Source organism: Woeseia sp. D3-10, assembly GCF_055809415.1.
The window spans coordinates 2,022,259-2,043,932 of record NZ_JBVVTW010000007.1; the positions used below are offsets into that span (position 1 = coordinate 2,022,259).

Annotated in this window: 12 protein-coding genes; 8 read left to right on the plus strand and 4 right to left on the minus strand. The window is 58.4% G+C overall.

The genetic code is table 11. The annotated features are described in order from the left end of the window. Positions 1–187: 187 nt before the first annotated feature. Positions 188–3,223 carry a TonB-dependent receptor gene (locus tag AC0L8N_RS09540; protein WP_473667409.1) on the minus strand — a complete coding sequence of 1,012 codons (3,036 nt, stop codon included), beginning with the start codon at positions 3,221–3,223 and terminating at the stop codon, positions 188–190. Between the two features lie 440 nt (positions 3,224–3,663). Here AC0L8N_RS09540 and AC0L8N_RS09545 point away from each other — a divergent pair, with 440 nt between their 5' ends. Beyond that, positions 3,664–4,800 carry a CaiB/BaiF CoA transferase family protein gene (locus AC0L8N_RS09545; RefSeq protein WP_473667410.1) on the plus strand — a complete coding sequence of 379 codons (1,137 nt, stop codon included), beginning with the start codon at positions 3,664–3,666 and terminating at the stop codon, positions 4,798–4,800. A gap of 261 nt (positions 4,801–5,061) precedes the next feature. On the opposite strand, the gene AC0L8N_RS09550 is transcribed toward AC0L8N_RS09545, so the two are convergent. After that, positions 5,062–6,354, minus strand: coding sequence for an alkaline phosphatase family protein (locus tag AC0L8N_RS09550; RefSeq protein WP_473667411.1), 1,293 nt, complete (start codon positions 6,352–6,354; stop codon positions 5,062–5,064). 47 nt (positions 6,355–6,401) lie between these two features. Here AC0L8N_RS09550 and AC0L8N_RS09555 point away from each other — a divergent pair, with 47 nt between their 5' ends. The 4 genes from AC0L8N_RS09555 (at position 6,402) to AC0L8N_RS09570 (ending at position 13,449) form a co-directional block, all read left to right on the plus strand. Next, complete coding sequence (locus AC0L8N_RS09555) at positions 6,402–7,304, plus strand: M55 family metallopeptidase (protein ID WP_473667412.1); 903 nt, start codon at positions 6,402–6,404, stop codon at positions 7,302–7,304. Next, a complete protein-coding gene (locus tag AC0L8N_RS09560) occupies positions 7,301–8,743 on the plus strand; it encodes an amidohydrolase family protein (protein WP_473667413.1) in 1,443 nt (480 codons plus the stop codon). Before AC0L8N_RS09555 ends, AC0L8N_RS09560 begins: the two co-directional genes overlap by 4 nt. A 277-nt stretch (positions 8,744–9,020) precedes the next feature. Beyond that, positions 9,021–10,691 (plus strand): serine/threonine protein kinase, encoded by a 1,671-nt coding sequence (locus tag AC0L8N_RS09565; RefSeq protein ID WP_473667414.1) that lies wholly within the window; start codon positions 9,021–9,023, stop codon positions 10,689–10,691. Between the two features lie 13 nt (positions 10,692–10,704). Continuing rightward, on the plus strand, positions 10,705–13,449 hold the full coding sequence (locus AC0L8N_RS09570; protein ID WP_473667415.1) for a TonB-dependent receptor domain-containing protein: 2,745 nt from the start codon (positions 10,705–10,707) through the stop codon (positions 13,447–13,449). Positions 13,450–13,902: 453 nt separating this feature from the next. On the opposite strand, the gene AC0L8N_RS09575 is transcribed toward AC0L8N_RS09570, so the two are convergent. Both AC0L8N_RS09575 and AC0L8N_RS09580 read right to left on the minus strand, forming a co-directional pair. Beyond that, positions 13,903–16,560 carry a M14 family zinc carboxypeptidase gene (locus AC0L8N_RS09575; RefSeq protein WP_473667416.1) on the minus strand — a complete coding sequence of 886 codons (2,658 nt, stop codon included), beginning with the start codon at positions 16,558–16,560 and terminating at the stop codon, positions 13,903–13,905. A 99-nt stretch (positions 16,561–16,659) separates the two neighbouring features. Beyond that, positions 16,660–17,184 carry a hypothetical protein gene (locus AC0L8N_RS09580; RefSeq protein WP_473667417.1) on the minus strand — a complete coding sequence of 175 codons (525 nt, stop codon included), beginning with the start codon at positions 17,182–17,184 and terminating at the stop codon, positions 16,660–16,662. A 139-nt stretch (positions 17,185–17,323) separates the two neighbouring features. Here AC0L8N_RS09580 and glmU point away from each other — a divergent pair, with 139 nt between their 5' ends. The 3 genes from glmU to AC0L8N_RS09595 all read left to right on the plus strand — a co-directional run bounded on the left by glmU (position 17,324) and on the right by AC0L8N_RS09595 (position 21,490). Next, the gene (gene glmU, locus AC0L8N_RS09585; protein ID WP_473670113.1) at positions 17,324–18,679 is read left to right on the plus strand and encodes a bifunctional UDP-N-acetylglucosamine diphosphorylase/glucosamine-1-phosphate N-acetyltransferase GlmU; all 1,356 of its coding nucleotides are present in this window, start codon (positions 17,324–17,326) and stop codon (positions 18,677–18,679) included. A gap of 144 nt (positions 18,680–18,823) precedes the next feature. Further along, complete coding sequence (gene glmS / locus AC0L8N_RS09590) at positions 18,824–20,656, plus strand: glutamine--fructose-6-phosphate transaminase (isomerizing) (RefSeq protein WP_473667418.1); 1,833 nt, start codon at positions 18,824–18,826, stop codon at positions 20,654–20,656. 249 nt (positions 20,657–20,905) lie between these two features. Continuing rightward, entirely contained in the window at positions 20,906–21,490 is a 585-nt protein-coding gene (locus AC0L8N_RS09595; RefSeq protein ID WP_473667419.1) for a hypothetical protein, read from the plus strand. Positions 21,491–21,674 lie beyond the last annotated feature (184 nt).

A 21,674-nucleotide genomic window follows, 5' to 3' on the forward strand; every position in this document is an offset into this window, starting at 1 on the left:
GGGTGCATCTGTTGAGTAGAACTCAAGGCGGCAGGGCGGATCGGATCACGGCAGGCTAACGCCTTCAAGTCGTGCTAGGACGGTGCAATCGGCTCCCGGCCGGAACGCCTACGCTACCGCAGCGACTCTTTCGGACCAAAAAAAGGGGGCCAGATGGCCCCCTTTTTTACTGCTGCTGAAGCCGTACTCAGAAACGGGCCTGAATACTCAACCGAACGTAGCGCGGTGTCTGCCAGCCATAGGCGGCACCGTACCACTCGTTCGCCGTACCTTCAGATTGTTCAACGTGCTCGTTGATCGAAGTCGCTTCCTGAATATCCAGGATGTTGAAAATCTGCAGGTTGGCCGACATGTCCACATCACCCACGAAGAAGTCGTAGGTCAGCGATGCGTCCAGCGTGGTTAACCAAGGCGTACGACCACCGGAACCGCGTGGGTTGAACGTGTAGATTTTGTCCGCTTGTACGTTGGCGGGTGTGCAAGGGCCAACGACCCCGGCGGTGTTGCAGGTGTTGGTGAACAGGTAGAACGTATCACCGTAGGCACCGTAGATATCCGCGGCATCATCAGGATAGCCCTGCCCAAACATGCTGAGCGGACGACCACTGGCCAGCGACGCATTCCAGCCCGCCGTCAGCTGTTCGCTGATCTGGTAGGAGCCGAAGAACTTGAACACGTGACGCCGATCGTTCGGCAGATAGCCATCCGAACCGTCCATCAATGCCGGGAAGTCGAAGTCCTGAGTAATGCCTGCATCCGGTTGTTGGATATCGGATTTAACCGCGCCCTCGAAGTTACCGATGCTTTGTGACCAGGAGTAGGTGAAGCTGTAGCTGGTCCGTTCACCCGTATGGTCCCACTGCAACTGCACGGCGTTGTACTCGTTGCGCCCTTTCGGCAGTTTGATCTGATCCGCCGGGTGGAAACGGGTTACGCCGTCGGTATCTTCCCACGTGCCACCGAATCCAGGATTGACCAGCGTGCAGTACGTGCCGTTTGCGAGCGGGCCGCAGTAGTCGTCCAGCGTGGCGCCCACTTCACGGTTCACGTAACGAATCGACACTTTGTCCTCATCGGACAGGTACTTCTCGTAGCCGAGAATGAACTCTTCCTTGAAGAACGGATCGGCCTCCTGAGCCTGGAACTGCGCCTGGGTGGGCGCCGTGCCATCCGAGTTCACAACGGTCGAGGTATTCAGATCACCGGTTACCGGCGAAAGCCCTGTCGGTGCGCCTGTCGTTGGATCCACACCCGTATAGGTGTAATGGGTGGTGGTATCACTGACGCCAGAGGCTACCCGGAAGTTAGTGTTGTTCGCGACGGGCAGGTAGTAACGGCCCCACGTTGAATACACTTTGTCCTGACCGTTGCCGGTTGGGTCCCAACTCAAGCCAACGCGCGGCGCCCATTCCTGATCGAAGTCGGTGAACACAACACCCGTGCCACCGATATTCGTCAGCTGGTCTTTGCGAGCGCCCAGATAGAGAACGACGTTGTCATTCAGCTGCCATTCGTCTTCGATGTAATAGGCTGTCAATTCGCTCGTGAACTTACCGCCTGACTGGCCATTATCAAACAGGCGATTGTTAACAATCTCCTGCGGGGCGCCCGTCGTGTTGGTGTAAATCACACCGTTGGTACCCTGAATGGTGCTGTTTGGCGCGAGTGTTGAGTAGGTGTAACGACCGCCGCCAATCGGCGAGGAGAGGTGGAAGGTGTCGCGGTCCTGCTTATCCAGACCGACGCGTACCAGGTGGTCGCCGATCGAATACTCGAGATCCAGGCGGAACTGTTCATTCGTGTCGCGGTTGTCGCCAAACTGGCCGCCGGGCCCGCAACCAGTGAACGGTGCGGCCGGTGCCGGGGTACGGTTGTCAGTCACCCGTGGGCACCGAACCACGTCATCCGGTTCAGTGGTGTACTCGGTTTCGATCGTGCCGAACATCGCGGACACCGTGAAGTCATCCATGAACGTGCCGGTATAAGCAATACTCGATGCTGTTCCGCCGCGTTTGCGGATAAAGAACGAGTTTGACGTAGAGCTGATTTGGTTCGTTACCGGGTCTTTGGCAAAGTGGGTGTCAATGCCGTCACTGCGGTTCGAATAGCCCCAGGCACTCAGGCGATGGTAATCATTGATGTCCCAGTCGACCTTGGCTCCCCAGAACAGGTTGTCCGAACCGGACTTGTCGATTTCCCGGTATTCCGTGTCGCGGTTGAACTCTGCAGACGGCGAGCCTGCCTGCCAGGAGAAGTTTTGTTGTTCGTCACGCGGATTGACGATGGCGTAGACAAACAGCCGGTCCTCAATGATCGGTCCGGATGCTGTCAGCCAGTACTCGAAAAGGTCATTCTCGTCCTTGGTCGTGTCGCGGAAAATGCGACCTGTGCCGACGCCGCCCTGGCCGCCACCCAGTGCGCCGTTGCCGCGTGAGATTTTGCCTTCTTCATAGAGCGATTTCGGTTCTATTGCGGCGCCAACTCCGAACTCCCACTCATTACCGCCACTCTTGGTAACCGCATTCAGTACACCGCCGGTGCTACGACCGTACTGTGCGGAGTACCCGCCGGTCTTTACCTGGAACTGCTGGTAAAACTCGAACGGCACAGCACCGCAACCGAGGCCCTGGCTGGTGTTCGTGACTTCAAGACCGTTGATGTAACACGAGTTCTCAGCGATGGACGAGCCACCGAACGAAGCAAAGCCCGGTCCGCCGCTCAGTCCGAATTTGCTTTCACCCAGTACAACACCGGGCGCAAGCAGGGAGATGCCGGTTAAAGTGCGCGCGACCGGCATGATGTCAATTTCCGTTTCGCTGAGCACAAGACCCGAGTCTGTGGAATAGACGTCGCCGGTCAATGCAGTGGCTGTCACCACGATCTCTTCCAGTGCTCCGTCCGACACCTCAAAGCGCGCTACGGTGTTGCCGTTAAGCGCAACGTTGTATTGACTTTGTGCAATGACATTGCCGTTGTTACTGACGGAGACGACGTACGCGCCAACCGGGAGTTGCGAAAAGCGAAAATCGCCACTTGCGTCCACGTTGACGTCGCGCGACCGGCCGGTAGCCGTGTGCGTTGCATTGACGGTGAAATCCCCGCCGCTGTAGTTTTCAAGTGAGCCAACAATATTGCCCGTGGCCTCACCGACTGCGTATGCGGGTACGGTGACGAATAACGCCAGCGCAACGCATAAAGTGCGCATTAGCAATCTGATGTTCATGGATTGATTCCTTAACGTAAGTAAAAGAAACGTACTGGAGTAATGTGCAAAGCCCCGCTCCCGGCAGCGATGAATCGAGCCAACGGCGGACGCCTGAACTGCATGGTGTGAGTTGGCACTCTTGAGCGGCGCGGAAGAGTAAGTCGCAATCTGCATAAGTCGTAACGACGACTGTCTCCACTGTTGTTGTTTGCCAACAAGAGCGTGTGAGTTCCTCAGGCTCTGTTTTGCATGGCACGGAGCATACTGGCTATGCTGCTGTATTCTTACGATCAAATGGTTATAACGTTGCCCTGTCTATATCTGTTGTGAAAAACCATCACACCGAAACGCATGACTTATTCCTTGTGGTTATTGATGGCGTCGCCGGGTGTTGTCGGGGCACGATGTAACTGGCAGTTGGCAAGTCCCGCTGAGCCGCGAATCAGAAAGGAAATGCGATGGGCCCGTTGGCAGGCATTAAGGTCATTGAGATGAAAGGGCTGGGGCCCGGGCCCTACGCCGGCATGTTGCTGGCAGACATGGGTGCTGACGTCGTGGTCGTAGAACGCGCGTCAACCGCAACCGGCCTTGCACTGGCAAGTCGCCGCGATGTGCATTCGCGCGGCAAGCGCTCTATCGCTGTCGACTTAAAAAAGCCGGCGGGCATAGACGTCTTGCTGACCCTGGTCGAGCAGGCCGACATGTTGTTGGAGGGTTACCGACCGGGCGTTGCAGAACGTCTTGGCTTTGGTCCTGATGTCTGCCGGCAACGAAACCCGAAACTCATCTACGGTCGGGTTACAGGTTGGGGGCAGGACGGGCCACTCGCGAAACGGGCCGGTCATGACATTAACTACATTGCGTTGACCGGTGCACTCGCTGCGATCGGCGATCAGGAACACCCGGTACCGCCGCTCAACCTGCTCGGCGACTACGCGGGCGGCAGTCTCTTCGTCGTGCTTGGCTTGCTCGCCGCCTATATAGAAGCGAAGTCTTCGGGCAAGGGTCAGGTCATCGATGCGGCGATCACCGACGGCACTGCGAGCCTGATGTCAGTCGTACACAGTTTGTCAGCTTTGGGTATGTGGAGTACGGAGCGCGGCAACAATCTACTGGATGGCGCGGCACCGCAATACGCTGTGTACAAGACCAGCGATGGCAGACACGTAGCGATCGGTGCGCTGGAGCCCGCATTCCTCGATGAACTGTTGACGAAGATTGGTGCTGATTCCGGCGTTGCAGAAAGGCTGCGCGATCAACGCCAATGGCCACAGATAAAACGGGAACTGTCGAATTTATTTGCGCAGCATACGCAACGCTACTGGTGCGACCTCCTGGAAGGCAGTGATGCCTGCTTTTCGCCAGTACTCAACTTTGACGAGGCTGCTGCGCACCCACACAACCGTGCGCGCAGCACGTACATCGACCTGGCAGGACAGCAGCAACCCGCTCCAGCTCCGCGATTCAGTCGTAGCAAAAGCCGTGAGCCGATGCCGCCGCACCGGGAAGGGGAGGATACGGACCAGGTGCTCACGGAAGCCGGCTTGAGTGTCGCTGACATCGCGTTGCTACGTGCGAATGGCGTACTCAGCTGATGGCTACCGGCAAAGACCGGGTTCCATCGGGGCAGTCACGGGATGTTGTAGTGCGTAGTCGAAACGCAGCACGCGAAAGAGACCGCCGCTCTGAATTTTCCCGGCGGACGGTAGCGGCATTGACCACGCGGGCCGAAATCGTGAGTTGTGTGCAGCTCGAGAAACTAGTTGGCGTTTGCTGACGACTGGCCATAGTCAGCGCCGCTGATGGCCGCACAGTCGTGGTCGCCGATGATTGTTACAATGAATGATCCTGTGACGCTAGCGATCAGCATCCTGAAGGCAAGCGGTCGTGCCCTGCAACAGCTCACATAACGGTGATGCTGGCGGCGCGTCACGCCGGTCGGGTAAACCCAGTACCTCAAGAAACAGGGGGTAGGCATCGGTGATGCTGATCGTGCCGAGAACTTTACCGGCTGGCAGCCTTGGTCCGGCGGCGATAAAAATACCGTGCATGTCGGGATCATTGGGAGACCAGCCGTGGTCGCCGTGATTTTGTCGCCGACCCGGCTGCCGTTTGTTGACCACCGCGTAGCCCGCGTCGGCCTGCAACAGGACGTCCCCAAGGCGGGGATTGTCGCGCACGTGCCAGTCGGCGGGGGCTTCCGCTGGCAACCAGGCACGGCCGTGTTGCCAGCGGGCATTAATGGCATCACGCAATTCACGAGCACGAGCAGGGTCGGGATTGTCGAGGTACAGCATCGCGAACGCGCCACTGGCACGCACCGTCACGCCGTTCAGATCGAGGAATTCAGACAAAACCAGTGGCTCCGGGTCCGGTCGGAACCGGCTCTGCCCGTGGTCAGATACCACGGCAATATGCAGTTCGTCCTCAAGCCCTGCTTGCTCGATGCCATCCAGCAGCTCGCCTATCCAGTGATCCACCTGCTCGATAGCGGCGATGCTTTCTGCCGAGCCCGGGCCGTGCCGGTGCGAGGCAACATCCACCTGTTCGAAATACAAGCCGATCATCTGCGGGCGCTCGGCTAACGGCAGTGCGAGCCAGTCGAGAACCTGCGTAACGCGGTCAGCGCCGGGTACGCTGGCATCGAAGGCCCGCCAGTGGCTCGGTGAAACACCACCGATACGGGCCTCAGAGCCAACGAAAAAATAGGTGGCGCTGATCAGGCCGGCTCGTTCCGCCGCAACCCACAGCGGTTCTCCGCCGTACCACGCCCCGTTCTGCACGGTTGCGCTGTCTTTGTAGCGATACCAGTCTTCCCGGCGATCGTCTGGGAACTCATTGGCGACGATGCCGTGATCGGCGGGATAGAGACCGGTCACAATCGAGTAGTTGTTGGGGAACGTCAATGATGGCCAGACCGGTTGTACAGATTCCGCGCGAACTCCACGATCGGATATTCGGTCGAGCGCCGGCGTTGAATAACGTGCCTGATAATCGTGGCGAAACCCATCGATGGAAATCAGCAGCAAGTACGGATGGCTGGTGTCATCGTTGCCAGCGGCGGAAACCAGCCCGGCAGCCAGTAGCATAGACGCTATACTGAGCACCGCCGCGAGTCGGCCCACGAAGCGAATTATCATAGAACTCATTATATTCATTCCCAGTTGATTCACCGAGATTACCAGAGGGGCAAGAAATGAAAATGACCAGGATTATTGCGGGCGCGTTACTCGCGCTGTTCGCGGCAAGCGCTTCGGCGCAGGATACGGAAGCCCTCAAAGTGTACATTTCGGCCGACATGGAAGGTATTGCAGGGGTCGTCACGTCCGAGCAACTCGGTCCTGGCGGTTTCGAGTACGAACGTTTTCGTGGCTTCATGACGGCAGAAGTAAACGCGTGTATTGACGCGGCACGGGACGCTGGCGCAACCGAAATTCTGGTCAGTGATTCGCACGGCAACGGTCAAAACCTGTTGATCGAGAAACTCCCGGACGACGTAATGGTTGTGCGCTCCTGGCCACGCGAACACGGCATGATGGCCGGAATCGATGAATCATTCGATGCAGCAATCTTTATCGGTTATCACTCCAGTACTGAGAACAAACGCGGAGTGCGCGCCCACACGATGTCCAGCGCGAACGTTACCGGTCTTCGTATCAACGGTATGTCCATGTCCGAGGGCAGCATGAACGCAGCCATCGCGGGACAGTTTGGCGTGCCGGTTGTCATGGTTTCAGGGGACGACGTTGCTGTCGCGGAGAATCAGGTCATCATCGGCGACATGGAAGGCGCTGTGGTCAAGTGGGCGCAGGGTTTTCACTCGGCGCGAACTCTGACGCCCGCCGCCGCCCGCGAACTCATCCGCGAGCGTACCCTGGCCGCTCTGGCGAGGCTGGAGGATTTCAAGCCGTACGTACTCGAAGGTCCGTTGCAACTGGATCTCAGCCTCAAGCATTACCAACCCGTCGAATTACTCGGCTACCTGCCCAACGTTGAACGTCTTAACTCGCACACGGTGCGCTACGTGGCACAGGACATGAGCGAAATTTCGCGGTTCCTGACGTTCGTCACCAACTACAACATAGGTCTGCAACCATGAAATTTGTTCGTTCACTCCTGCTATTTACAACCGTTGCCACTGTCTGCTTGCTGGCGGCATGCAGCAAGCCGCCTGCCGCCCACGGCACCGCTATTCGTAACGTAACGGTCATCGATGCAGTGCACGGCGTGCGCGAGGCACAGACAGTTATTTTCGATGGCGATGAAATCATCGCGGTTGGCTCGGCCACAGACGACCTGCCGCTTGCGGCCGAAGAAATCGATGGCAGCGGCCGTTACCTCATTCCGGGCTTGTGGGACATGCATGTGCACCTGACCTACGACCCGGCATTCACGCCGTCGATGCCAGCGTCGTTCCTGTACTACGGAATCACCAGCGTGCGCGATACCGGCGGCATGATCGAAAACCTGCAGCCGGTCATCGCTGAAATGCGCGCCAAGGATGCTCACGCGCCCCGGGTCTGGTGGAGTGGCCCGCTGCAGGATGGCGGTTTCGTGGTCTACGACGGCGAGTCACGACCCCTGATCGGCCACACCAACCCCAGTCCGGACGCGGCCCGTGCCAGTGTTGCAGCGCTGGCTGACGCCGGCGCGGATTTCATCAAGATTTACGAGTTGGTACGACCGGATGTGTTCAATGCTCTGGCGGAGGCTGCGCGCGAACATAAGCTGCCCATCGCCGCTCACGTGCCACTCAGCATGACCGCCATGCAGGCCGGACCCGAGGTCGATTCCATGGAGCATCTGCGCAACGTGGAACTTGCCTGTGCCAGCAATGCGGCGGAACTGCACGAGGAACGACAGGCGATACTGGCTGCAGCGGACGATATCTCCGGATTTGAACTTCGCTCATCGCTGCATACCCTGCAACGCCTGCCCGCCATCGCTCGTTACGACGAGGCCCGTTGCGCCAATGTCATCAACTCTCTGGCGGGTACCATTCAGGTACCGACATTGCGCCTCAATGCCCTGGCCGTGCAGCCACCGTTCACGCGAGCGGACTGGCCGGCTGCTGCCGCATTGTTGCCTGCCGAACCTGCGGCGAGTTGGTTGGAGACCGGCGAAAACTGGGATCAGAACGAGTATTCGCGCAACACCGAGTTCGGCGACTGGAGTCTGAAGCTGGTTGCCGAGATGAACAACGCCGGAGTTCCGGTCGGCGCTGGTACAGACACTCCCATTGGCTACGGGGCACCCGGTTACAGTCTGCATTCGGAGCTTGATTTGCTGGTGCGGGCCGGCCTGAGTCCGCTGCAGGCGTTGGCCGCTGCCACGGTGCGCCCGGCGCAGTTCTTCGGTCTGGAGGGTGAGATGGGCAGCATTGAGCCCGGCCAGAGAGCAGACTTGCTGTTACTGAACGCAAACCCGCTGGACTCGATCGCCAACACGCGCCGTATCGATACCGTTGTAAGCCGCGGCCGCGTCATGCAGCGTGATTACCTGCTCCGCAAACTGCAGGAAGCCGTAAACCAACCGTAACAATGGCACTGACAGCCCGTGCGTTCGCTTATCTGGCGCGGGCTGTCACACATTGTTCACAAATCTGTTACCTAACTTAAACACGATATTTCTAAAGTCCTCTCCGACATCGGGCCAGAGCATTACGGACCCGGTATCCCGACCAGCCTGTTTTACCTGACCTGCCATTCGTCGCGCCTATCATGTGGCGCACCGAACGGCCCCGGGTATAGGCGGCGGAATTCAATGCCCGGCGCACATGAGGTGTCGCCGGCACAGCCTGTCCGGAGACTGACTGATGAGAACAAAACTGGCGCTTACCGCCGTCGTCACAAGCATCGTAGCCGTAGGTTGCGGTAGTGGCGATATCAACATTGACCCGGTGACGTCTGTCACCAATAGCAACAACACCACCAATACCGGTGGTAGCAGCGGCACCACGAACCCCTGCGCGTCCTACCAGAATACTGGCGGACAATCGATTCAGGGAACCTACGACGGCACCGACTGCACGTACTCACCGTCTTTCGTCGATGCAGGTAACAACCTCATGGTTGACCTCACCCTCGCGGACTTGCCCAACGACGGCGCCCACCTTTTCGAAGGCAGCCTGTTTGTTGGTGAGAGCCACGATAACGACGCAGATCTCGCGGCTGCCGGCATCGCAGAAGGTGGCGACGGCCCGGTCCTGACTGTTGAAGCAGGAGCCACGCTGGCATTTCAATCCAGTGCGTCATTCATGATCATCAACCGCGGTTCGCAATTGTTTGCCGTTGGCCGTGCGGATGCCCCGATCACCTTTACCTCGCTTTCCGATGTCAACGGCACCGTTGGTCCGGAAGATGTACAGCAATGGGGTGGAATGGTCATCAATGGCTTCGGCGTTACGAACAAATGTGCCTACACGGGTTCTGTCGCAACCAATGACCTCGCAACCAGCGACTGCCACGTGGACGCCGAAGGCGCAGCGGGCCTTGACGAATCGCAGTATGGCGGTGACAACAATGACGACAGCTCTGGTCGTATGGAATACGTTGTTGTCAAACACACAGGTGCGACGGTCGGCAACGGTGATGAGCTGAATGGCATTACTTTCGGCGGTGTTGGTCGCAACACCATCGTCAACAACCTGCAGGTTTACTCGACGTTCGACGATGGCATTGAAATGTTTGGCGGCGCTGTGAACTTCAATAACTTCGTCGGCATGTATGTTCGCGATGACGCCATCGATATCGACGAAGGTTACTCCGGCACGATCACCAATGCGCTCGTTATCCAGTCGGAAACCGACGGCAACCATTGCATCGAGGCCGACGGTATCGGCGGTTTTGATGATCTGCTGCCGGCGGAAGTCGAGGCCATGATCAGCCAGGGAATCAATAGTCGTTTCGTGATCAACAACCTGACCTGCGTTATCTCGCCGAACGGCGCTGCCACCGCAACGCACGATCCGGGCGCAGGCTGGCGTTTGCGCGAAGGTCTGTTCGCAGAGATCAATGATTCACTCTTGATCGGCTCAATGCCCGCGAACGACCAGGTCAGCAGCAACGATAACTACTGCCTGCGTATCGACAACCGTACCCAGCAGGCAGCCCTTGATGGCGACCTGACGCTCAACTCTGTCGTTTTCGCCTGCGCTGAAGCAACACGTGGTCAAACGTTCGCTGATGGAACCACCACTGAACGCAGCTTTGCCGAAGCCGGTGGCAATATTTTCGCAACGATTGCCAACAATACTTCAGTCGATCCGACCGCAATGAACGACGCCGACCTGCAATTGCTTGAAGGCACGCAGCCGATTTACTCCATCGGCTACACAACGATGCAGGTTGACGGTGCAGCCCCGGCGGGTGCTCCGCAAAGCGGCACTTTCATCGGTGGCCTGAGCTTGTCAGAGACGGACTGGACCACGGGCTGGACGTTCGGTTTGCACCCGGATAACCGTTCTCAGGCCCTGTGGTTCGAATAAGCGGACTCACTTCATGATACTTATCCTGAACCCGCGGAACGCACTGCGCCTGGCAATTGCCGGCGCAGTGTTGTTACCGCCCCTGCCTCTCTACGCGCAGGACGCCCGTCCACCCTTGGCGGCCCCGGAATCGCCGGCTGTAGTAGAGCAAGAAGCCGGCGAGATCGAAGAAGTGGTTGTCCTCGGACGGTTTCGCAGCGCGAGCCAGCAATTGCTCGACGAGCGCCTGAACGACGATTCTGTCAGTGATGTCCTGGATGCGGACACTATCAGCCGCCTCGGTGATTCGACCGTAGCGTCGGCATTGCGCCGGGTGCCGGGCCTGTCCCTGGTTGGCGGCCGCTTTGTCTATATCCGCGGTCTGGGCGAGCGCTATTCGGCAACGTCACTGAACGGCGCGCGCATTCCGTCGCCGGATCTGACCCGCAATGTGATTCCGCTCGACATCTTCCCGACCTCCACCGTGCAGTCACTGAAAGTTCAGAAGACCTGGTCGCCCGAACTGCCAGCGAACTTTGGCGGCGGCAGTGTTGATATCCGCACCAAGAGTGTGCCGGATGGTTTCAATGCCAGTGTGGAAGTAGGCAGTGGTTATAACAGCAACCTCGGCGGCGATTTCCTCTCGTACCCGGGCAGCAGTGATGATGATTTCGGCTCGGATGACGGCAGCCGCGCGCTCTCGGCAGACCTCATGTCGCAAGTGCACTACTACCAGGGCAACGTCGACGTGCAGGGAATTCTCAGTCGCTTGCGCGCCGAAGACCCGAGCGCAACCCTGGCCGATGCTCAGCTGATCAACCGCCAGCTCGGATTGCAGCTCAACCGCGAGATCGGCATCGAACGCCGCGACTCAAGCCCGGATATCGGTTTGAAGGGCACCATCGGCAACAGCTTCGCAGCGGGTGATAACTTCGAGTTCGGGGTGCAGGCCAGTGCGGCATATGACACGCAGTGGCGTCAGTCACTGGAGAAAGCTCGCAGCTTTAATTTCCCCGAACAGCGAACCAATACCGAAGATGAGTCCACCCGCACCGTCAGCCTGACCGGCACGCTGAATCTCGGGATGCGTTTTACGGAAGACCACGAGTTCGAAACGACGACCTTGTACCTGCGTAATACGGACAATGAAACGGCCGTTCGCGATTACTTCAATGAGAACCGGGAAGTCGATGACGGCATAGGCTGGCGCAACTACCGTTTTCAGTTTGAGCAGCGTGACATGGTTGTAAACCAGGTGAAAGGGACGCACAGATTTGGAGAGGCAACTCGCCAGATGTTGCCTGACGCGTTCCACAGTCTGTTCAACCTGGTGCCGGAAGAAACCAGCATTTCCTGGTTCCATTCCGACGCCACCGCAGAAACGAGCATACCAAACCAGGTCGAGATCTCATCCCAGACCGTTACTGATTCGACGACAGGCGCGGTCCTGGACGAGCTGGTGACACTGGATGCGACGGCGGCCGACTATCGCTTCACCGAGCTTGATGACGAGTTGCAGAACTACGGTTGGATGGCAACGGTCCCGTTCTACACCAACGATTCCATTGTAGAGGCGAGCTTCGGTTACCAGCATGACCGCAAGGCCCGGACTTATCGCCAGTTACAGTTCAGTCTCGGTGCGCTCAACGTCGGCGATATCGGTACACTTGGCGGTACGCTGGACTCGGTGTTCTCAGACTCAAGCATTCTGAATCCGGACAACAACTACGTCTTCGATATTCGCGGTACCAATAACCAAAGCTACATTGCGGCGACCATGACGGACGCGGTCTTTGGCAAAGTTGACTGGACCTGGAAGGACAAGTGGCGGCTTGCAGTAGGTGCGCGCTGGGAAGACTATCGTCAGGTTGCCCTTGACTGGAACCCATTTGGTTATACCGAAACCAACCCGCAAATCTCAACGGATCCGGAGGTGCTGGAGCGCGGCACGTTTGCCAGCGATGATATCTTCCCGTCAGCGTCAGTAACCTACATAGGCGATCTGTGGGCAGAAACTTTCCAGTTGCGGTTCGGCTGGAGTGAAACGGCCATTCGACCCGATCTCCGGGAAATAACCGACGCCAGCTATGTTGATCCGGTGACCGATGACCTGGTCGATGGCAACCCAGGCGTCGTTCCCTCGGCCGTCAACAACTTCGATATTCGCGCGGAATGGTTCTTCGCCAGTGGCGACAACGTGACGATGACGTTGTTCCACAAGCAGATCGACCGACCGATCGAATTCTTCGAGTCGGCGGCTAGTGACACCACGGTGGCACGTGAGATTGTTAATGCGGAGTCTGCCGAAGTTACCGGCATCGAAATCGAAGCGCTAAAAGAACTGGGCTTTCTGGGTTCGGCCTTCGATACGATGTTTGTACAGGGCAATCTGACCGTACAGGACTCGGAACTTGTCGCCGGCCCCGATGCCGATGCACCGACCAACAACGTCCGCGAACTGACGGGTGCGTCCAAGTACGTGGCCAACTTCGCCCTGGGCTTCGATTCGCCTGATGCCCGTCATTCGGCGTCGCTGGCTTACAACGTGTTTGGTGAGCGCTTGTACGTTGCAGGCCGGAACGGCGCGCCGGATGGCTTTGAGCAGCCGTTCCACTCGCTGGACCTGACCTACTCCTGGTACCCGAGCGATACGATCACGATCAAAGCCAAGGCGGCCAATCTGCTGGGCGAGCAACTCGAAATTGAACGAGCCGGTATCGTGACGTTTGAAGAAGATCCGGGCTCCAGCTATTCGCTCAGTTTCACCTGGGCGCTGTAAACCAACCCCCCCTAGCGGAAGCAGCGTCACTCCCAGACAGTGCTTCCGCGACCTTGCCCGGAATTCCGGGGCCGCGCTGCCGAAAGGCAGCGCGGCAAACGGGACGTAGCCCGCAGTCATCACCCTTGAACCGATTGCAGGCTGTGGCTTACTAACCGGTTGCACCAACCATCCAAGGTGCTCTTCCTGTTTCAGCCGGGGCAAGTGTCGGGCGGCGACGGGTAGCCCGTAGGTCAACGTTGCATACCGACTGATAAGGCCAACCGACAGCGCGGCTACCGCCTATCGGCAGACGCCTCACCCATTCCGTGTTGTCGCGGGCGAACGATCCGATACTGATGGAGAGTGGCGAGGTATACGAGCTGGTCCTGACGCCGATGTCGAGAAGCTACCGGTTCAAGAAAGGCTAAGGAGCCAGACCCGCAAGGGCTGGCTCCTTTTCTATTGGGCGTATTACCGTTCGGGCAGCGGGTTGAACGCCTTGGAGAAAAACAGCGCATTCAGCAGCAGCTTGTCGGTGCCGAACCAGGTGGCACGGAACGTTGGGTTATCGGCAAACAGGATGACACTGCCAGCACCCTTGCGTTCCGCGATCAGGGCGGCGGTCCCTTCGAGCTGTTGCAGGTTGGTGTCCGACGTGTAACCCGACAATAACGGCGGTGTTGCGTAAGTAATGACACTGGCATACGGGTTCTGCGGTCGCGTAAGTACGCTGGTCGTGTTCTTGTGCAGTGCGATGTTGCGACGCTGATAGCCAAAGCCCAGCGGGTGCGCCGTGTCGAGGTCGCCGGAGAAAATCGCGCCACCGATGATATCCAGTGCGTCGCGCTTTTCTTTTTCGGCATAACTGAACCGTTCAGGAACCAGCTCCGGATCTTCCACCGGTACGTGGCCCGATTCCGAAAGGGCCAAGAGCAGTCCGGCAGCATCTTCCGCCAGCGGGTCTATCCAGTCGAGCACGTTGGTTCGTACCCAGTCTGCGCCCTGACGCATACCGATAACTGTCCCGCCTTCATTCACCCATTGCCGGATTCGCCCAGCGTATTCCGGCGCGTAGGTTTCGTAGTTGCCGCCGACAAACACAAGGTGCGTGTACTGGTTGAGCGGGATTCCCCCCAGTCGATCACGGTCACGAATGGTTACTTTCATGTCCATGCGCTGGTCGAGCAAGTGCCAGATCTCGCCCGCGTTGTACCAATCGACATCACGCCCGGCGACCAGCAGAACCTCGGGCTTCTTGAGCGCTTTGAAAAACTGACCGCCGACGTCCGAACCGCGGGTGCCGATCGCGCTGCGCCCGGAGCTCAGTGCATGCACGGTTACGCCATCTTCGCGCGCAATCGTTCGCATCAGTTCGTCAATCTGGTCGCGGGCCTGTTCCTGGCGGTCAAAGGCAATTACTACAGTGCCGCGATCGAGACTGACGGTGCCGCGACTTGTTTCGGCGACGAACGGGTCGATCGAGACCCGCGCGAACAATTCTGCCGACAGTACCCGGTTCAATGCGCGTGGGGCGTAGTAGCCGTTCCATTCGAAGGCGTATGCATAGGCGGCTTTATCCGGCGTACTGGCGACCGGCATCTCCAGTGACGCGGGTTCGCCGAGTTGCCCTGAGTTGAGTCGACGACCGGACAGGCTGGCATAGTCCAGGCCGTAGGCGAGAGGCACGGTCCAGGTTGAAACGTCATAGAATGTAGTGTCTTCAAATTCCGTGATGGTTTCGAAGATGCTGCGTATGAGTTGATGCTGCGGTTGATCGAGCGACACGATCATCGCCTCACCGGCGCGATAGGTAATACCACCCTCGGTCACATCCTGTGCCAGCGTGCGTACTTCAATACGGTGGAAGTTCAGCAAGTCCACAAAGTGGTAGAGGCGGGCATCGTCGCCCGGCGCGGCGAAGACGTAAGCCTTGACGCTGTGATTGCTCGCGCGCTCAGACGCTGAGTCGTAGAAGTTTTTCTGGAATTGCAGCAATGCATCGCGTTGTTGCAGCGCGCCTTCGGCATTCGCAATGCTGGTGCGGAAATGCTTCAGAATGTTCTCGCGATACGTACGCAGGCCATTGCTGGTCTTGCGCGCTACACCGCGTGCGGCGCTCGCTTCATGCAGAATTCCAATGCCGCCGTTGACCAGTGGGAAGCCAGCGCCCTTGCCGAGGTAAAAGTGGTCGTAGCGGTCGCCGTGAAAATACAAACGACCTTGTGAATCCATGAACTGCTCGGCCGGAGCAACCACATCGGCGATGAGCTGCATACTTTCGTCCGGAATCAGCGGGTGCGTGCGGGTCGGTATGCCCGGTGCAAAATAGTAAGTCTGTTCACTGCCCATCTCGTGGTAGTCGACCGAAACATTCGGCCGCCATTCGTGCCACTTACGCATCCACGCCCGGGACTCAGGCTGAGTCACCGACAGCCACTGCCGGTTGAGATCGAACCCGTAGTGATTGGTGCGCGCTACCCGGCCATCGTAATCCTGTTCCATGTTGTTGGGATCCGGGTTAACGACGCGGCTGCCGTAAGTGTCGAGCCACGCTACCCGGTTCGCGTGACCGTCCGGGTTGAACACCGCCGTGACCAGAATCACGCTACCGGCAAGCAGCTGGTCGACTTTGGTACCTTGGGCTGCGGCCAGGTAATAGACCGTTGGCAAGGACGCGTCCATGCCGCTGGCCTCGGCGCCGTGCACGCCGTAGTTGAGCCAGGTAATGACGGGCATGTCTGCCGTCACTGACTGCCGGAGATCGGGCTCTGTCAGTGCGATGTGTTGCGTGCGTATGTCATCGATGCGCGCCTGATTCGCAGGAGATGTGGCAACCACAAAGAGTATCGGTCGACGTTCGTGGCTGTAGCCGATGACTTCCACGCTTAGTCGGTCCGACAGACCGGAAACCTTGTTGATGTACTCCACCAGTTCGTGATGACGAACCGGCGCTGCGCCGAGAGGCCGGCCGAGAAATTGTTCGGGCGTCGGGATACGGGCATCGTACTGCACATCGGTCGGAAACATTTCGGCATCCGGGTCGAACGCCGCTTCCTGCGCGCTGCTCGTAGCCGAGAGAAATAACGTTGCGAGGGTTAGCAGTGTTCCGATTGTTCTTATGGGTCTCACAAATGATCTCCGGTTAACGGGGGATAAAGCAGCGGCCAACCATACCGTGCATCTGCCTCGTGGAACAATGCGAAAAGCGACGATCGGAATTAGTTTTGCTTATGGTTGCCGGACGTTGCGCGCGTAGTTCCACGAGCCGACGATGCGAGTGGCAGGTTCGTGATGTAACAATGCCGTTTGCCGGTACTGCTCGAAGCCATCGAGGTTCAGTTCGGCAGGAATCTGCCAGGGCTCGCGTGCGAAATAGTTGGCAACATATTCGGCCAGCCAGCCGTCGCTACGAACGGCGGTCAGAGTGTCGAGATAGTCGTCGGCATCATTGGCCCCTTGTTCCTGCCAGGTATCGAGTAGGTGGCTGCGCGCGGTCAGTTCGCAATCAAAAGAACTTGCGCGGGCCGGATTGTCGCCGCCGATCGCGAGCTTGCAGGCGCTCAGGGTCAGGCTGTAGCTGACCCAGCTTTGCAGTACCGGGTCGTCATCCGTCAACGCCCGTTCGGCGAGGTAAAAGGTATCGCCATCCGTCACCCCGTCGCGCAGATAGATTTCGCTATTGCAGCCGAAGACGAACTGCAGCAGAACGGTACAACAGATCCCGTAGCTGAAGCGGTGCGGCAAACGGTTCATAAACGAATTCCGGCCGGCGCACCGATGGCGCGCCGGCAACGAGAGGCCGGCCCTGAAAGTAACGTGCGCCGATGTCACAAATCAATTGCCCGGGTGCGGTATCATCCGCCGGGGCCGTTTGGGAGGAAACCGTTTGACCATCAGCATCCTGATATTAGCCGCCGGACAGGGCACCCGCATGCGCTCGTCCCGGCCCAAAGTTCTGCAGGCATTGGCCGGCCGGCCGTTGCTGCGGCACGTCGTGGACTGTGCCCGGCAGATCGACGCCGCTGACATTTGCGTGGTTTACGGTCACGGTGGTGACCAGGTACAGGCGGCGTTTGCCGATGACGACTTGCGCTGGGCGCTGCAGGCCGAGCAGCTCGGCACCGGCCACGCCGTCATGCAGGCGATGCCGGAAACCGCCGACGACAACCGCGTGCTGGTGCTGTTTGGTGACGTGCCCCTGCTGCGACCCCAGACGCTCGAGCGGCTGCTGAATGAATGCGGTCCTGACGACCTCGGCGTATTGACCGTGGACGTGCCGAACCCACAGGGTTACGGCCGGATCGTCCGCGAGAACGGCCGGGTTGTGCGTAACGTCGAAGAAAAAGACGCGAATGACAGCGAACGTCTGATTAAAGAGGTCAACTCCGGCGTCATGTGCGCGCCGGCCAAAAAATTCAAAGGCTGGCTGGAGCGCCTCGGCAACAACAACAGCCAGGGCGAGTACTACCTGACCGACGTGATCGCCATGGCGGTGGCCGACGGCAGCGCGGTACACGGCATCAAGGCCGACAGCGTCGAAGAGCTCATGGGCATCAACGACCGCCGCCAACTGGCCGAGGCCGAACGGGCACTGCAGCGCCGGCTGGTCGGCGAGTTGATGGCCGCCGGGGTTGGTTTTGCCGATCCGTCGCGGGTGGATATCCGTGGCACGTTGCGTTGCGGACAGGATGTTTTTATCGACGTTAACGCCGTGTTCGAGGGAGATGTCGTCATCGGCAGCAATGTCGTGATCGAGACCGGTAACCTCATTCGCGACAGCCGGCTCGGCGATGGCACGGTGGTGCACTCGAATTGCCACATCGAGCAAAGCGACGTGGGCCGTGAATGTGAAATCGGCCCGTACGCGAGACTGCGTCCCGGCACGAAGTTGGCTGAGCAGGTGAAGATCGGCAATTTCGTCGAAGTTAAGAAGAGCAACATCGCCCGTGCCAGCAAGGTGAATCACCTGAGCTACATTGGTGACGCGGAAATCGGCAGCGGCGTCAACGTGGGTGCCGGTACTATCACCTGCAACTACGACGGTGCGAACAAACACCTGACGAAGATAGGCGACGGTGCGTTCATCGGCTCTGGCGTGAATCTCGTGGCGCCGGTGGAGGTGGGTAGCGGTGCGACGATCGGTGCGGGTTCCACGGTATCGAAGCCGGCCCCGGCCGATCAGCTGACGGTTGCGCGGGCCCGCCAGATGACCGTTGCGGGCTGGAAGAAGCCACAAAAGAACAGCTGAAACCGCAATACAATCAGTAATCTGGGGCTTATACTCCGGCTCCGGTAATGCGAACTGCTGCACGCCCTTCGGCGAATTTTCCTGCAACAATTCGCCACCCTGCGAGTGACAACAGCAACCAGACGGGTCCGGGAGGACTGACAAATGTGTGGAATTGTCGGCGGCGTCGCCGAAAGAAACGTAGTGCCCATCCTGATGGAAGGGTTGCGCCGACTTGAATACCGCGGCTACGACTCGGCCGGCATTGCCGTCATGGAAGATTCCGGCATTGATCGTCTGCGCCGGCTCGGCAAAGTACAGGAACTGCAGAACGCACTGGACGAGCAACCGATCCGTGGCACGACCGGAATCTCCCACACACGCTGGGCAACCCACGGCGCACCGAGCGAACTCAATGCTCACCCGCACATGTCGCACCCGGAAATTGCGATCGTGCATAACGGCATCATTGAGAATTACCAAACGCTGCGTGCGGAACTGTCCGCGGCGGGCTACAAATTTGAATCCGACACGGACACCGAGGTTGTTGCTCATCGCGTTCACCAGCACCTGAAAGACAGTGCTGATCTGGTGACGGCGGTTCGCAAGACCGTTGCCGAACTGGAAGGTGCTTATGCGCTCGCGGTTATGAACCGCAATCAGCCCGGCAAACTGGTACTGGCCCGCGCGGGCTGCCCGGTGGTTGTCGGTCTGGGAATTGGCGAAAACTTTGTCGCCTCTGACGTTGCAGCACTGTTGCCGGTTACCCGCAGTTTCATGTTTCTGGACGAGGGCGATATCGCGCTGGTCGAGCGCCGACAGGTTACGGTATTCGATGCGGCTGGCAACCAGGTTGAACGACCAGTCAAAGAAAGCGAGCTGACAGCTGATGCGGCGGATCGCGGCAGCTATCGCCACTACATGCAAAAAGAAATTCACGAACAGGCGAGTGCGGTAGCCCGTACGCTGGCTGATCGTATTGAGAACGGCGTTGCACTGGATACCGCGTTTGGTGACGACGCATCGGCCGTACTCGACAAGACCAAAGGCGTGCACATCATTGCCTGTGGCACCAGTTACCACGCCGGCCTGGTCGCGCGTTACTGGATCGAGCAGCTTTGCCGAATTCCATGCTCGGTCGAAATTGCGAGTGAGTACCGCTACCGCTCACCGGTGGTGCCGGACGGTACGTTATTCATCAGCATCAGCCAGTCCGGCGAAACGGCCGATACGCTCGCCGCGTTACGCGAAGCGAAAGTGTCCGGCTATGTTTCAACGTTGACGATTTGCAACGCGCCCGAAAGCTCCATGGTTCGCGAATCCGAGCTGGCGATGATGACCAACGCCGGTCCTGAGATTGGTGTTGCATCGACCAAGGCGTTTACCACGCAATTGGCAGCGCTCGCGTTACTTACGATCTGTCTCGCCCGTCGGGCGGGCCTTGAAGAGCGGCAGGAGCGTGCGCTGGTCGCGCAGCTCGCGGAACTGCCGGGGCTGATCGAACAGACCCTGTTGATGGACAAGTCCATCGAAGTGCTCGCCGAAAAGTTCGTCGACAAGCATCACGCCCTGTTCCTCGGCCGCGGAGTCCAGAACGCCGTCGCCATGGAAGGCGCGCTGAAGCTGAAAGAAATTTCCTACATTCATGCCGAAGCGTACGCCGCTGGCGAGCTGAAGCACGGGCCGCTCGCACTGGTTGACGAAGACATGCCGGTCATCGCGGTTGCACCTGATGACCAGCTGCTGGAAAAGCTGAAGAGCAATCTGCAGGAAGTTCGTGCCCGCGGTGGCGAGCTGTTCGTCTTCGCCGACCCACGCGTTCAGTTCGGCGAGAAGGACGGTATCCACACGATGCGTATGCCTGCCCTGATTCAGGATTTCCAGGCGCCGATTCTGTACACGATACCGTTGCAGCTACTCGCCTATCACGTTGCGGTACTGAAAGGCACGGATGTGGACCAGCCGCGAAACCTGGCGAAGTCGGTTACTGTCGAGTAGCTCTGAGACCAATTCTGCTCGGTGGTTTCCGGTAGTAAAGACTGTCGGCTTGCAATGAAGAGCATCGTAGATTTTCGCTAGCTATTGACTGACCTGGAGATCAGGCGAATTCTTCGTAATTAGAAGCTTCGGAGATCGATATCGATTGCGGCTCTGGACCCGATACCGGTCGTACAAAGCTTTCAGGGTAGAATGACCGCTACTGACCCAAAGCGGACGTTCACAAAATAAGCAGAACAAGGACTCCAAATGGGATTTTCGATCTCTTGGCTCGCTGTTAAGACGGATGACTTGGACCAGCTTTTCGAGGTGGCTGACGTTGCCCCGACTACTGAATCCGACGAATGCCTCGAATCAGAATTTTCGGGTAGCGGACTTCAAAACGGGTGGTACTTTTTTCAAACACAGGGGTGCGATCATCCGATAATCTCAGGTGACTCGCTGTCGAAAATCTCGAAACTTGGCGAGACTATCGCTTGCTCAGTAGAAGAACACGTCATGGTCAGCGTTGCCGAGGGCTGGAACGACGGGGCGCGCAGCTGGTCAATCGCGCACAATGCTCAGGAAGGGATGTTTGACCTTTCCGCAGATGGAGAACTTCCCGCTCACTATGAGGCAACCAAAAACGATTTCGTCTCTCAGCAGAATGCGGAAGGCGGTGAAGATGCAGACGTAGATTTCATCTTTGATATTCCTCTTCAGGTTGCCAAGAGGATTTGTGGCTATAAACACGATGACGGGTCACCACCTTGGGTACCACCCGGGCCAGTAGCGTTCACTCAACAAGGAGCTTCGACAGCACCCTCTGCGAAGCCGTGGTGGAAGTTCTGGTGATTCTCAACGGCTGGTTCTGGCCGATAGCGGAAGGTCGCTGTGTCCCCAAACAAGACGATCGAGCGGCGGCTTGGTAAATAACCGGCCATTCGCTATCCGACACTTACAATTGCGGATTTCGTCCGCCCGGCTGGCGCCCATTCATTGGCTTGGACGCGTTTTTCCGACGCTAATGATTACCCGA